Source organism: Geodermatophilus siccatus (genome assembly GCF_900103785.1).
Taxonomy (GTDB): Bacteria; Actinomycetota; Actinomycetes; order Mycobacteriales; family Geodermatophilaceae; genus Geodermatophilus; species Geodermatophilus siccatus.
Genome location: NZ_FNHE01000013.1, coordinates 89,835 through 102,077, shown reverse-complemented (window position 1 = coordinate 102,077; position 12,243 = coordinate 89,835). Strand labels below are relative to the sequence as shown.

Genomic DNA, 12,243 nt, shown 5'->3' with positions numbered 1-12,243 from the left:
CGCTATGGCGGGGGCCCTCGGGGCGCCGCGCGGGAACCGGCCGACCTCGAGGGACCGGTGGGACGTGAGGGACCCGTTCGACCCCCTCGGTGGCGGACTGTCAGGGGCGCATGGCACCGTGCCTGCGGTCCGACCTCGCCACCCGGCGCGGTCCGGCACGCTCTGTCACCGACACGGAAGGAACCCCGTGAACAAGGCCGAACTCGTCTCCGCCATCGCCAAGCGGGCCGACGTGCCCACCTCGACCGTGGACTCGGTGCTCGCCGGGCTCCAGGACGAGCTCGTCGACGCGATCACCCGCGGCGAGAAGGTCGCCGTCTCCGGCCTGCTGACCGTCGAGCGCACCCAGCGTTCCGCGCGCACCGGCCGCAACCCGCAGACCGGTGAGTCGATCGACATCCCCGCCGCCAACACGGTCAAGGTCACCGCGGGCTCGAACCTGAAGAAGGCCGCGAGCAACGTCCCCGTCTGATCCGGAGCATCCCTGCGACGTCCCGGTCTGATCGGGAGCGTGCCAGCGACGTCCCCGTCCGATCGGGGCCGTCGTGGCCTGATCGGCGCCTCCCGGCGCCGTCCGCGTCGGGACGGCGGCTGCCCCTGTGACCGGGCCCACGACCGCGTGGGTGAGGATGCCCGGGCAGTCGCCGTCCGATGGCGGGCGGCACGAGGGACGGAGGACCCGTGACGGCACTCGAGGTGGACACCGACCCGACCGAGGTCGGCTTCGACGCCCATCGGCTGACCCGGCTGGACCGCCGGCTGGACCGCTGGGTGGACGACGGCCAGCTGCCCGGCTACCTGGTGACCGTGGCCCGGCGCGGACACCTGGTGCACGTCAGCTCGTCCGGGTACCGCGACGTCGAGGCGGGCCTGCCCGTGGAGCGGGACACCCGCTGGCGCATCTACTCGATGACCAAGCCGATCACCTCGGTCGCGGCGATGATGCTGTACGAGGAGGGCGCCTTCGAGCTCTCCGACCCGATCTCCCGCTGGCTGCCGGAGTTCGCCGAGACCCGCGTCTACGTCGCGGGCTCCGCCCAGAAGCCGGTCACCCAGCCGCAGGTCGAGCCGATCCGGGTCCGGCACCTGCTCACGCACACCTCCGGGCTCACCTACGGCTTCCACCACGCCCACCCGGTCGACGCGATGTACCGGGCCGCCGGGCACGAGTGGGGCACCCCCGCGGGCGCGGACTCCGCCGAGGTCTGCCGTCAGTGGGCCGCGATCCCGCTGGTCTTCCAGCCCGGCTCGGAGTGGAACTACGGCGTCTCCACCGACGTCCTGGGCCGACTGGTCGAGGTGGTCTCCGGCCAGCCGCTCGACGAGTTCTTCGCGCAGCGCATCTTCGCCCCGCTCGGCATGACCGACACCTCCTTCGGCCTGCGCGAGGGTGACGACCCGGAGTCGCTGGCCCGGCTGTACGGAGCCGTGCCCGGCCGGCCCGGCGGCGCCCCGACCGGGTTCGCGCCGCTGGACGCCATGGGCGCGACCGCGCTCTCCAAGCCGGCGTTCCTCTCCGGCGGCGGCGGGCTGGTCTCCACCGCCGCGGACTACCTGCGCTTCGTCGAGCTGCTGCGCCGCGGCGGCTCCTACGACGGCGGCCGGCTGCTGGGCTCCCGCACGATCGCGCTGATGACCCGCAACCACCTGCCGGGCAACCAGGACCTGGAGACCTTCGGCCGGCCGCTGTTCGCCGAGACGCCGCTGCGCGGGGTGGGCTTCGGGCTGGGCTTCTCGATGGTGGTCGACCCGGTGCGCTACGGCGTGCTGTCCAGCCTCGGCGACTACAGCTGGGGCGGGGCGGCGTCCACCGCCTTCTACGTGGACCCGGTGGAGGACGTGACCGTCGGCTTCTACACGCAGCTGCTGCCGTCGAGCACGCTGCCCATCCGCAACCACCTGCGCCAACTGGTCAACCAGGCCCTGGTCGACTGAAGCCGTCCGCCCCGGTGATCAGCTGGGACCACGGTCCGGGGTCCTGGCTCACCACCGGTGGTGAGCCAGGACCCGGGACGATCAGGTCAGCTGATCACCGAGGACCGCCGACGTCGTCAGAGGTAGCGGCGGAAGAGGATCGCGGCGACCATCGCCGGCTTGGGCTGGTTCTCGATCTCCATCGTGATGCCCAGGGTCATCTGCACGCCGCCCTCGAACTGCTTGGCGTCATCGAGGGTCGCCGACGCGCGGATGCGGGCACCGACCGGCACCGGTGACATGAAGCGGATCTTGTCCGCGCCGTAGTTGACCCCCATCCGGAAGCCCTTGGCGTCGATGATCTGCGCGGTCAGCGCCGAGACCAGGGACAGGGTCAGGTAGCCGTGGGCGATGGGGCCGCCGAAGGGGCTCTCCTTCTTCGCCCGCTCGACGTCGACGTGGATCCACTGGTGGTCGTGGGTGGCCTCGGCGAACTGGTTCACCTGCTCCTGGGTGATCTCCACCCAGTCGCTGTGCCCGAGGTGCTGGCCGACCTTGGCCAGTACGCCCTCGACGCCCTCCACCGTGGTCTGTGCCATGAGCCTCTCCTCCCGATGCGCCGATCTGGTTGGCTGACTCCACCACACGACGCGACGGCGGGGGGAGCGGGGTTGCTGCGGCTCGGTGCTCTGGGCGTGCCGCCCGGCCGGCTGGTGGTCATGGCCATCGTCAACCGCACGCCCGACTCGTTCTACGACCGCGGCGCGACCTACGAGCTCGCCGCCGCCGTCGAGCGCGTCGACCGGGTCGTCGCCGAGGGCGCGGACATGGTGGACGTCGGCGGCGTCAAGGCCGCCCCCGGCGAGGAGGTCGACGCCGCCGAGGAGATCCGCCGGACGGTCGACCTGGTCGCCGCCATCCGCGCCGCGCACCCGACCCTGCCGATCTCCATCGACACCTGGCGGGCGGAGGTGGCGCGCGAGGCGTTGGCCGCCGGGGCCGACGTCGTCAACGACGCGTGGGGCGGTGTCGAGCCGGAGCTCGCGGAGGTGGCGGCCGAGGCCGGCGCCGGGATCGTCTGCACGCACGCCGGGGGCCTGCCGCCGCGCACCCGCCCGCACCGGGTCACCTACGACGACGTCGTGGCCGACGTGGTGACCCGGACGACGGCGCTGGCCGAGGCCGCGGTCGCGGCGGGCGTCGACCGCGACCGGGTGCTGGTCGACCCGGGGCACGACTTCGGCAAGAACACCCGGCACTCGCTGGAGGCGACCCGGCGGCTCGACGAGCTGGTCGCCACGGGCTGGCCGGTGCTGGTGGCGCTGTCGAACAAGGACTTCGTCGGCGAGACCCTCGACGTCCCGCTGGAGCAGCGGCTGACCGGCACGCTGGCGGCGACCGCGGTGAGCGCCTGGCTCGGCGCGACGGTGTTCCGAGCGCACGACGTCGCGGCGACCCGCCAGACGCTGGACATGGTGGCCGCCATCCGCGGCGACCGCCCGCCCGCGCGCACCACCCGCGGCCTGGCGTGACGATGATCAGCTGAGCTGGTCTTCGTGGTTCCTGGCTCACGACCAGTGGTGGGCCAGGGACCCGGACGACCAGCTGACCCGATCGTCGGGCCGGCCGCCCGGCTACCTTCCCCGCATGGCCGCCACCGGGTTCCACACCGCCGACGAGCTCAACGCGCTGCTCCCGGGCACCCTGCCGGGCCTGCTGGGGCTGACGATCACCGCGCACGAACCCGGCCGCCTGGAGGCCGCGCTCGACGTCCGCCCGGAGCTGCTGGCCCCCAACGGCTACCTGCACGCCGCGACCGTGGTCGGGCTGGCCGACACCGCCTGCGGGCTGGCCACCCGGGCGCTGCTCCCGGAGGGGTCGGCCGGCTTCACCACCATCGAGCTGAAGAGCAACTTCCTCGGCACCCTGCGCGAGGGCCGGGTGACCACCGTGGCGACCAACGCGCACGCCGGGCGGACGACGCAGGTGTGGGACGCCGTGGTGACCGCGGACGGGACCGGGAGGACCATCGCGCTGTTCCGCTGCACCCAGTCGGTGCTCTGGCCACGCTGACCACACGTCCGGGTACTCACCGGTAACCCCCCTGTGGCCGCGGCCACGGGGGATGTGAGACTGGCGCCACACCGATGTGCGAAGGAGCTGCACCCGTGGCGCTGGCCAGCCGTTACCCCGACGTCGAGGTCCCCGACGTCTCCGTCCCCGAGTTCGTCCTCGCCGCCGGGCGCGAGAAGCCCGACGCGCCCGCGCTCATCGACGGCCTCCGGGGCGACGTCATCACCCACGGCCAGCTGGCCGGCTACGTCGACCGGGTCGCCGCGGCGCTGCACGCCCGCGGCCTGCGCAAGGGCGACGTCGTGGCGATGTTCTGCCCGAACACCCCGTGGTACCCGGTGGTCTTCCACGGCATCGCCGCCGCCGGCTGCGTGATGTCGCCGATCAACTCGCTGTACACGCCCGACGAGATCGCCTTCCAGCTGCGCGACTCCGGGGCGAAGATCCTGATCACCGTCTCGCCGTTCCTCGACCGGGCGCTGGCGGCGGTGGAGGGGTCCCCGGTCGGCGAGGTCGTCGTCATGGACGGCGCCGAGGGCCACGCCTCGCTGGTGGACCTGCTGAGCACCGACGCCCCGTCGGTCCAGGTCGACTTCGACCCGGCCAACGACCTGGTGACGCTGCCCTACTCGAGCGGCACCACGGGGCTGCCCAAGGGGGTCATGCTCACGCACCGCAACCTGGTGGCCAACGTGGCGCAGTGCCGGCCGCTGATCCAGCTCGGCGAGGACGAGCGGATCATCGCCGTCCTGCCGTTCTTCCACATCTACGGGCTCACCGTGCTCATGAACCAGGGCCTGGCCTGGGGCGGCGCGGTCGTGACGCTGCCGCGCTTCGACCTCGAGGACTTCCTGCGCACCATCCAGGACCACAAGATCACCCGCGCCTTCGTGGCACCGCCCATCGTGCTGGCCCTGGCCAAGCACCCGCTGGTCGACCAGTACGACCTGTCGTCGCTGACCTCGATCCTCTCGGGCGCCGCCCCGCTGGACGAGCAGCTGGCCCTCGCCGCCGAGCGGCGGCTGCGCAAGGGCGCCGACACCGGCGTCACGGTGGCGCAGGGCTACGGGATGACCGAGCTGTCACCGGTCTCGCACACCACCCCCGACCTCGGCGCCGAGCCACCGGGCGTGTCCGCGGGGTCGGTCCCCAAGGGCTCGGTGGGCTTCGCCGTCCCGAACTCCGAGTGCCGGCTGGTCGACCCCGCCACCGGTCGGGACGCCGCCACCGGCGAGCGCGGCGAGCTCTGGGTGCGCGGCCCGAACGTCATGAAGGGCTACCTGAACAACCCCCAGGCGACGGCGGACACGATCGACGCCGAGGGCTGGCTGCACACCGGTGACGTCGCGATCGTCGACGAGAACGGCTGCTACACCGTCGTCGACCGGGTCAAGGAGCTGATCAAGTACAAGGGCTACCAGGTGGCCCCGGCCGAGCTCGAGGCCGTGCTGATCGGCCACCCGGAGATCGCCGACGCCGCGGTCATCGGCGTGCCGGACGAGGACAGCGGCGAGGAGCTGCCCAAGGCCTTCGTCGTCCGGTCCCCCGGCTCGGCGCTGACCCAGGAGGCGGTCATGGAGTACATGGCCGGCAAGGTGGCCCCGCACAAGAAGATCCGCATCGTCGAGTTCATCGAGGCGGTGCCGAAGTCCGCGGCCGGCAAGATCCTGCGCAAGGACCTCCGCGCGGCGGGCTGAACGGGGCGAGCTGAACGGGGCGAGGGGACGGCGGAGGCGGGCCGATGGCACGGACGGACCTGCGGGTGCGGCTGCTCGGGCTGCTGTCCCGCCGCTTCTCGATCACCCGGTTGGACGCCGAGGGGATCGCGGAGGCGCAGGCGCGGCACCTGGGCCACAACCGCGTGGTCGACTTCGTGTTCGGCGGGGTGGCGCCCGGCACGGAGCAGCAGGAGGTCGAGGTGGCGGGCCAGGTCGGGCGCCTGCCGGCGCGGGTGCACCGACCGGTGGGCGCGGAGGGTCCGCTGCCGCTCGTGGTCGACTTCCACGGCGGGGGCTGGGTGGTCGGCGACCTCGACGGGGTCGACTGGCACTGCAGCAGCGTCGCGGCCGCGGTGGGGGCCGTCGTGGTGTCGGTGGACTACCGGCTCGCGCCCGGCCACCGCTGGCCGGCCGGTCCCGAGGACTGCTACGCCGCGCTGTGCGACGTGGTGGCCCGCGCTGCGGAGTTCGGCGCCGACCCCGACCGCGTGGCGGTCATGGGCGACAGCGCCGGCGGCAACCTCTCCGCCGTCGTCACGCTGATGGCACGGGACCGCGGCGGCCCCCGGATCGCCTTCCAGGGGCTGGTCTACCCGGCCACCGACCTCACCTTGTCCAGCCCGTCGATCGACGAGAACGCGGACGCGCCGGTGCTGACCAGGGCCGACTGCGTGGCCTTCCGGGATCTCTACCTGGGCGGGCAGGACCCGCGCGACCCGTACGTCTCGCCCCTGTTCGCGGCCGACCACACCGGGCTGCCGCCCGCACTGGTCCAGGTGGCCGAGCTCGACCCGATCCGCGACGACGGCCTGCGCTACGCGGCCGCGCTGCGAGCGGCGGGGGTGCCGGTGCGGACGACGACGTACGTCGGCATGCCGCACGGCTACCTCAGCTTCCCCGGCTTCTGCCGCAGCGCTCCGCAGGCGATGGCCGAGCTGTGTGCCGAGCTGGCCCTCCACCTCCGCGTCGAGGCGCCGGAGGCCCGCACCTGAACGAGGCCCCCACCGTGGAAGGACCCGTCCTCCCACCCTTCGCAGGCTCGGGGTGGGACCCGGGACGGGGCCGCAGGGGGCCGGCGACGCCGCCGGAGGTCTCAGCCGGCCGCACCCGCTGCGGCCGGCGCCCCGGCGTGGTCGGGGTCCCTCCGCGTCGCCGTGACCGGAGGGACCCCGACCACGCGCTTGTAGGCCCGGGAGAAGGCGGCCTCCGACTCGTAGCCCAGGTGCCGGGCCAGCTCCCCGACCCGCGCCCCGTCGGCCAGGGCGACGGTGGCCAGGTGCATCCGCCAGCGGGCGACGTAGTGCATGGCCGGTTCCCCGGCGAGCTCGGTGAACCGGGCGGCGAACGAGGAGCGGGACATCCGCGCCTCCCGAGCGAGGCGGGTCAGCGTCCACGCCGTCCCGGGCTCCCGGTGCAGCTGCGCCACCGCCCGTCCCACCTGGGGGTCGCGCAGCGCGCGCAGCCAGCCCGGCCCGGTGGCCGCGGTGTCGAGCCAGGCGCGCACGGCCTGGATGACCACGACGTCGGCGAGCCGGGTGACCACCGCCTCGGAGCCCGGCCGGTCGTGCCTGGCCTCGTCGGCGATCACCCCCAGCAGCACCGGCAGCCAGCCGGCGCGAGCCGCGTCCCGGCCCTCGACGTGCAGGACCGGCGGCAGCAGGTCGAGCAGGTGGGCCGCTCCGGGCCGGTCGGGCTGGACGACGCCGCACACCATCCCGGCCGACGCCCCGCCGCCGTCCAGCCTCAGCACCGAGTAGTGCTCCGCGAGGTACTGCTGGGGCAGCAGGTCGGCCCGTCCGGCGATCGGCGCGTCCGGGCCGCTGCGCAGCAGGTGCCCCCGGCCGTGCGGCACCAGCGCCAGGTCCCCGGGGGCGAGCACGCACCGCACGCCGTCGACCTCGAGCACGCACCTGCCCTCGGTGACGACGTGGAAGCTCATGCAGCCGTCGAGGGCCGGCATCTCCACGCCCCAGGGGGCGGTGGCCTCCGCCCGGCAGTAGAAGACGCCCCGGATCCGCAGGTCGGCGAGCACGCCGCCGACCGGGTCGACCGGCGTCCAGGGCCGGTCGGGCGTCGCCGCGGTGACCACGTCCCCAGCCTGGCGCTGCCGCTACCGGGCGTCCAGGCCGTCCGGACGAACGGGCACGGGCCCCGGACGTGCGGTCATGGGCCCGGAACCCCCGACCCACCAGTCTCGGGGGTGCCGGTCGGTGGGCCGGCAGTCCCGAGAGGAGCGAGGACGTGAAGGTGCTGGTCGTGGGAGCAACCGGGGGATCGGGCCGGGCGGCGGTGGAGGCGCTCGCCGGCCGGGGGCACGAGGTGACCGCCCTCGCCCGCCGGGCGAGCACGGTGTTCGGGGGCCGTGCCGGGGTCCGGGCGGTGGACGGCGACGCCACCGTGCCGGAGGACGTGGGGCGCGCCGTCCGCGGGCAGGACGCGGTCGTGGTGACGCTGGGCATCAGCGAGCCGCCGCTGCGGGTGCGGCTGCTGGGCAGCGCGGGGACCGCGCTGGACGTGCGTTCACGCGGCACCGCGACCGTGGTCGCCGCCATGCGGGAGCACGGCGTGCGGCGGCTGGTCGTCCAGTCCTCCTACGGCGTCGGGGAGACGCGGGACCGGTTGCCGCTGTCCAGCCGGCTGGTGTTCGCCCTGCTGCTGCGCCCCCAGATCGCCGACCACGAGCAGCAGGAGCGGATCGTCCGGGGCAGCGGGCTGGACTGGACGCTCGTGCAGCCGGTGCACCTGACCGACGGCGACGAGCCGGCCGCCCTCTCCGGCACCGGGGACACCGAGGGGATGCGGGTGTCACGGCGGGCGGTGGGCGAGGTCCTCGCGGACCTGGCGGAGGTCCCCGGCGACGGCCCGCGCAGCGTCGCGGTGTCGGGAGCGCGGGCGGCGGTGGCGCGGGGCGGCGCACTCCCGGGCATCCCCGGGCCTGCGAGGGAGACCAGGAGGAGCCCCGCCTGAGCCTGAGGGGAGTGGCCCCGTCTCGGGCCCCGCCCCGAGCGCGCAGGGTGGGGAGGACGGGGTCCTCCTAAGGTCGGGGCATGCGCGCGGTGACCCTCAGTGGATCCGGTGGCCCCGAGGTGCTCGAGTGGGGCGAGGTCCCCGACCCGGTGCTGCGGCCCGGCGAGGTGCTCGTCGACGTCGTCGCCACCGCGGTGAACCGGGCCGACCTGCTGCAGCGGGCCGGGGCCTACCCACCGCCACCCGGGGCCAGCGAGGTCCTCGGCCTGGAGTGCAGCGGGGTCGTCAGCGAGGTGGGCGAGGGCGTGACCGGCTGGTCGGTCGGCGACGAGGTGTGCGCGCTGCTCTCCGGCGGCGGCTACGCCGAGCGGGTCGCCGTCCCGGCCGGGCAGCTGCTCCCCCGCCCTGCCGGGGTGGAGTTGGCCACCGCGGCGGCGCTGCCCGAGGTCGTGTGCACCGTGTGGTCCAACGTGTTCATGCTCGCCGGGCTGCGCCGCGGTGACGTGTTCCTGGTGCACGGCGGGTCCAGCGGGATCGGCACCATGGCCATCCAGCTGGCCGCCCGGGCCGGCGCCCGGGTGTTCACCACGGCCGGCACCCGGGCCAAGCTCGACGTCTGCCGCGAGCTGGGCGCGGAAGTGGGCGTCAACTACCGCGACGAGGACTTCGTCGAGCGGGTGCTGGAGGAGACCGACGGGGCCGGCGTGGACGTCGTCCTGGACAACATGGGCGCCAAGTACCTCGCCCGCAACGTCGACGTCCTGGCCACCGGCGGGCGGTTGGTCTGCATCGGGATGCAGGGCGGCACCCGGGCCGAGCTGGACCTCGGCAAGCTGATGCGCAAGCGCGCCTCGGTGCACGCCACGACGCTGCGCGCCCGGCCGGCGACCGGCCCCGGCAGCAAGGCCGAGATCGTCGCGGCGGTGCGGCACGACGTGTGGCCCGACGTCGAGCGGGGCGTGGTGCGGCCGATCGTCGACCGGCGGCTGCCCATGTCGCGGGCCGCCGAGGCGCACCGCGTGGTCGACGCCAGCGAGCACGTCGGGAAGGTCCTGCTGCTCGCCCAGGGGTGAGTCAACGGGGGCGCAGCGCGGCGACCGCGTCGACGAGGTACCCGACCTCCTCGGCCGTGTTGTAGTGCATCAGCCCCAGCTGGACGGCGCCGCCCTCCTCGTTCGCCCCCAGCGCGTCGAACAGCTCCCGGGCCGACAGGTCGCCGTCCCACGCGCAGATGCCACGCCGGGACAGCTCGTGGGCCACCTGCCGCGGGCGCATGCCCGCGACCGTGAACGACAGCGTCGGCGTGGTGTGCGGGGCCGAGCCGATGACCTGCACGTGGCGCATCGCGCGCAGCGCCTGGTCCAGCCAGTCGAACAGCCCGCGCTCGTAGGCGGCCACCGCGGCCATCGAGGCGCGCAGCCGGTCCCGCCGGGTGCCGGTCGCGAGGTCGTCCAGCGAGGCCAGGTGCTCGACCGCCGCGGTGACCCCGGCGAGCAGCTCGAAGGCGTGCCCGCCGCTCTCGAACCGGTCGGGTACCCGGTCGGACACCGGCAGCAGCTTCTCGGGCTCCAGCTCCGCCAGCAGCTCCGGGCCGGCCACCACCGCCCCCACGTGCGGGCCGCACCACATGTCGGCGGCGACGGTGAGGAAGTCGGCGCCCAGCGCGCGGACGTCGAGGAGGTCGTGCGCCGCGGCGTGCGTGCCGTCGACGTAGACCAGCGCGCCGACCGCGTGCGCGCGCCGGGCGATCGCCGCGACGTCCGGGCGGGTGCCGATCGCGGAACTGGCCGCCGTCAGCGCGACCAACCGGGTGCGGGGGCCGAGCAGCTCGTCGTACTGCCAGTCGGGCAGCTCGCCGGTCTCGATGTCCACCTCGGCCCAGCGCACGGCCACGCCGGCGCGGGACGCCAGCTCCACCCAGGGCCGCACGTTGGCGTCGTGGTCGAGCCGGCTGACCACCACCTCGTCGCCGGGTCGCCAGGTCCGGGCCAGCGCGCGGGCCATGGTCCAGGTCAGCCGGGAGGGGTCCGGCCCGAGGACGACGCCGGTGGACACCCCGCCGACCAGGTCGGCGACGGCGGTGCGGGCGCTGCTGACCAGCCCCTCCGCGCGGGCGGACGCCGGGAAGACCCCGCCGCGGTCGGCCACCGGCACCCGCATCGCCTGCGCCACCGCGAGGACGACGTTCTCGGGCAGCAGCGCGCCGGCCGACCCCTCGGCGTGCACCAGACCGTCGGAGAGTCCCGGGAAGAGGCCCCGGACGCGGGCGACGTCCAGCCGCCCCTCCCCCGGTCCCATGGGCTTCGACACTAGACGTCGCCCCCTGCGGCCGGAGGCGACCCGGGCCGACTCGGCAGGCCTCCGCGGCGCCGGGGGAGGATGGAGGCATGACCGCACCTGACAACGGCAGTGGACGCCCTCAGCAGGTCGTCGTGGTCGGCCCCGACGGCCGGCCCGTCGGCACGATGCCCGTGCCCGACGGCGGATCGCTGGCTGGGCGGGGCGACGATGCAGCCGGCGACGGCGGCGGGAGCATCGGCGACATGGTCGAGCAGCCGGCGAAGGTCATGCGGATCGGCACGATGATCAAGCAGCTGCTCGAGGAGGTCCGCGCCGCCCCTCTGGACGACGCCAGCCGCAACCGGCTGCGCGACATCCACGCCTCCTCGATCCGCGAGCTCGAGCAGGGCCTGGCCCCGGAGCTGCGGGAGGAGCTGGAGCGGATCACGCTCCCGTTCAGCGAGGGCGAGACCCCGTCGGACGCCGAGCTGCGCATCGCCCAGGCCCAGCTGGTCGGCTGGCTGGAGGGCGTCTTCCACGGCATCCAGACCGCGCTGTTCGCCCAGCAGATGGCCGCCCGGGCCCAGCTGGAGGAGATGCGCCGCCGCGCGCTGCCGGGTGGCAGCCACGCGCCCCAGCAGCCCGACTTCCGCCCCGGCGGCGGCCAGTACCTGTAGGGCCCACCCCCCGAGGCCGTGATCATCGGCGAGTGGCCGCTCGACACGCCGATGAGGGCAGCCACCGGCCGATGCCCACGGCGGGGACGTCGCCGCGGCAGCAGGTGCTCGACCGCCCCGGGCGCTGACCCGCGCCCCGGGCTCACTGCGCGCCCGCCAGGAGTGTGACCGAGGTCACCCGACCCGGTGAACGACCTGGTCAGGCGGTTCCGCGGCGGCCCGGGACACCCCACCCGGGCCGGTCGACGGCCGGAGATCCCGGCCGCTGACCGACGCGTGGAGGACCCATGACCAGCGAGCGGACGAGCACCACGCCGACCGGGCGGACGCGCGGGTCGAACGGCCTGGCGGTCGCCGCCCTGGTGACCGGCATCGCCGGCATCCTCCTCGCCCTGCTCTTCGCGGTCGTGGGCCTGGCCCTCGGCGTGGTGGCCGTCGCCTCGGCGCCGCGGCACGTCGCAACGGCGGACGGGGTGGCCAGGCCACGGCCGGGCGGGTGACCGGAGCCGTCGCCATCGTGCTCGCGATCGTCAACGTGGTGGTGGCCTACGACCTGTTCACCTGAGCGGGCACACCCGCCGACGGCGCCGCCCCGCGGGGCGGCGCCGTCGGCG

At 74.8% G+C, this 12,243-nt stretch carries 13 protein-coding genes; 10 read left to right on the top strand and 3 right to left on the bottom strand.

Going from position 1 to position 12,243, the window contains the following annotated elements; translation table 11 throughout:
• Positions 1-187: 187 nt before the first annotated feature.
• Both BLS21_RS21015 and BLS21_RS21010 read left to right on the top strand, forming a co-directional pair.
• Positions 188-472 (top strand): HU family DNA-binding protein, encoded by a 285-nt coding sequence (locus BLS21_RS21015; protein WP_091223132.1) that lies wholly within the window; start codon positions 188-190, stop codon positions 470-472.
• A gap of 209 nt (positions 473-681) precedes the next feature.
• The gene (locus tag BLS21_RS21010) at positions 682-1,935 is read left to right on the top strand and encodes a serine hydrolase domain-containing protein (RefSeq protein WP_091223130.1); all 1,254 of its coding nucleotides are present in this window, start codon (positions 682-684) and stop codon (positions 1,933-1,935) included.
• A gap of 116 nt (positions 1,936-2,051) precedes the next feature.
• On the opposite strand, the gene BLS21_RS21005 is transcribed toward BLS21_RS21010, so the two are convergent.
• The gene (locus tag BLS21_RS21005) at positions 2,052-2,513 is read right to left on the bottom strand and encodes a MaoC family dehydratase (RefSeq protein WP_091223128.1); all 462 of its coding nucleotides are present in this window, start codon (positions 2,511-2,513) and stop codon (positions 2,052-2,054) included.
• Between the two features lie 72 nt (positions 2,514-2,585).
• Here BLS21_RS21005 and folP point away from each other — a divergent pair, with 72 nt between their 5' ends.
• The 4 genes from folP (at position 2,586) to BLS21_RS20985 (ending at position 6,697) form a co-directional block, all read left to right on the top strand.
• Positions 2,586-3,446 (top strand): dihydropteroate synthase, encoded by an 861-nt coding sequence (folP, locus tag BLS21_RS21000; protein ID WP_091223126.1) that lies wholly within the window; start codon positions 2,586-2,588, stop codon positions 3,444-3,446.
• 115 nt (positions 3,447-3,561) lie between these two features.
• A complete protein-coding gene (locus BLS21_RS20995) occupies positions 3,562-3,987 on the top strand; it encodes a PaaI family thioesterase (RefSeq protein ID WP_091223124.1) in 426 nt (141 codons plus the stop codon).
• Positions 3,988-4,082: 95 nt separating this feature from the next.
• Complete coding sequence (locus tag BLS21_RS20990) at positions 4,083-5,684, top strand: 4-coumarate--CoA ligase family protein (protein ID WP_091223122.1); 1,602 nt, start codon at positions 4,083-4,085, stop codon at positions 5,682-5,684.
• A 44-nt stretch (positions 5,685-5,728) separates the two neighbouring features.
• Positions 5,729-6,697 carry an alpha/beta hydrolase gene (locus BLS21_RS20985; RefSeq protein ID WP_091223120.1) on the top strand — a complete coding sequence of 323 codons (969 nt, stop codon included), beginning with the start codon at positions 5,729-5,731 and terminating at the stop codon, positions 6,695-6,697.
• Positions 6,698-6,798: 101 nt separating this feature from the next.
• On the opposite strand, the gene BLS21_RS20980 is transcribed toward BLS21_RS20985, so the two are convergent.
• Positions 6,799-7,794, bottom strand: a complete 996-nt coding sequence (locus tag BLS21_RS20980) for an AraC family transcriptional regulator (RefSeq protein ID WP_091223118.1) — start codon at positions 7,792-7,794, stop codon at positions 6,799-6,801.
• A 152-nt stretch (positions 7,795-7,946) separates the two neighbouring features.
• On the opposite strand from BLS21_RS20980, the gene BLS21_RS20975 reads away from it, so the two are divergent.
• Both BLS21_RS20975 and BLS21_RS20970 read left to right on the top strand, forming a co-directional pair.
• Entirely contained in the window at positions 7,947-8,672 is a 726-nt protein-coding gene (locus tag BLS21_RS20975; RefSeq protein ID WP_091223116.1) for an NAD(P)-dependent oxidoreductase, read from the top strand.
• A gap of 80 nt (positions 8,673-8,752) precedes the next feature.
• On the top strand, positions 8,753-9,745 hold the full coding sequence (locus BLS21_RS20970; protein ID WP_091223114.1) for an NAD(P)H-quinone oxidoreductase: 993 nt from the start codon (positions 8,753-8,755) through the stop codon (positions 9,743-9,745).
• A 1-nt stretch (position 9,746) separates the two neighbouring features.
• On the opposite strand, the gene BLS21_RS20965 is transcribed toward BLS21_RS20970, so the two are convergent.
• Positions 9,747-10,970, bottom strand: coding sequence for a cysteine desulfurase-like protein (locus tag BLS21_RS20965; protein ID WP_091223112.1), 1,224 nt, complete (start codon positions 10,968-10,970; stop codon positions 9,747-9,749).
• Positions 10,971-11,059: 89 nt separating this feature from the next.
• Here BLS21_RS20965 and BLS21_RS20960 point away from each other — a divergent pair, with 89 nt between their 5' ends.
• Both BLS21_RS20960 and BLS21_RS25360 read left to right on the top strand, forming a co-directional pair.
• Complete coding sequence (locus BLS21_RS20960) at positions 11,060-11,629, top strand: bacterial proteasome activator family protein (protein ID WP_091223109.1); 570 nt, start codon at positions 11,060-11,062, stop codon at positions 11,627-11,629.
• Positions 11,630-11,916: 287 nt separating this feature from the next.
• Positions 11,917-12,129, top strand: coding sequence for a DUF4190 domain-containing protein (locus tag BLS21_RS25360; RefSeq protein WP_091223106.1), 213 nt, complete (start codon positions 11,917-11,919; stop codon positions 12,127-12,129).
• The last annotated feature ends 114 nt before the right edge of the window (positions 12,130-12,243 follow it).

What these genes read in the sequence shown, in the direction of transcription:
- BLS21_RS21005 (WP_091223128.1), bottom strand. Translation starts at nt 2,513, where the DNA reads ATGGCACAGACCACGGTGGAGGGCGTCGAGGGCGTACTGGCCAAGGTC.
- BLS21_RS20995 (WP_091223124.1), top strand. Translation starts at nt 3,562, where the DNA reads ATGGCCGCCACCGGGTTCCACACCGCCGACGAGCTCAACGCGCTGCTC.
- BLS21_RS20985 (WP_091223120.1), top strand. Translation starts at nt 5,729, where the DNA reads ATGGCACGGACGGACCTGCGGGTGCGGCTGCTCGGGCTGCTGTCCCGC.
- BLS21_RS20970 (WP_091223114.1), top strand. Translation starts at nt 8,753, where the DNA reads ATGCGCGCGGTGACCCTCAGTGGATCCGGTGGCCCCGAGGTGCTCGAG.
- BLS21_RS20965 (WP_091223112.1), bottom strand. Translation starts at nt 10,970, where the DNA reads ATGGGACCGGGGGAGGGGCGGCTGGACGTCGCCCGCGTCCGGGGCCTC.
- BLS21_RS20960 (WP_091223109.1), top strand. Translation starts at nt 11,060, where the DNA reads ATGACCGCACCTGACAACGGCAGTGGACGCCCTCAGCAGGTCGTCGTG.
- BLS21_RS25360 (WP_091223106.1), top strand. Translation starts at nt 11,917, where the DNA reads ATGACCAGCGAGCGGACGAGCACCACGCCGACCGGGCGGACGCGCGGG.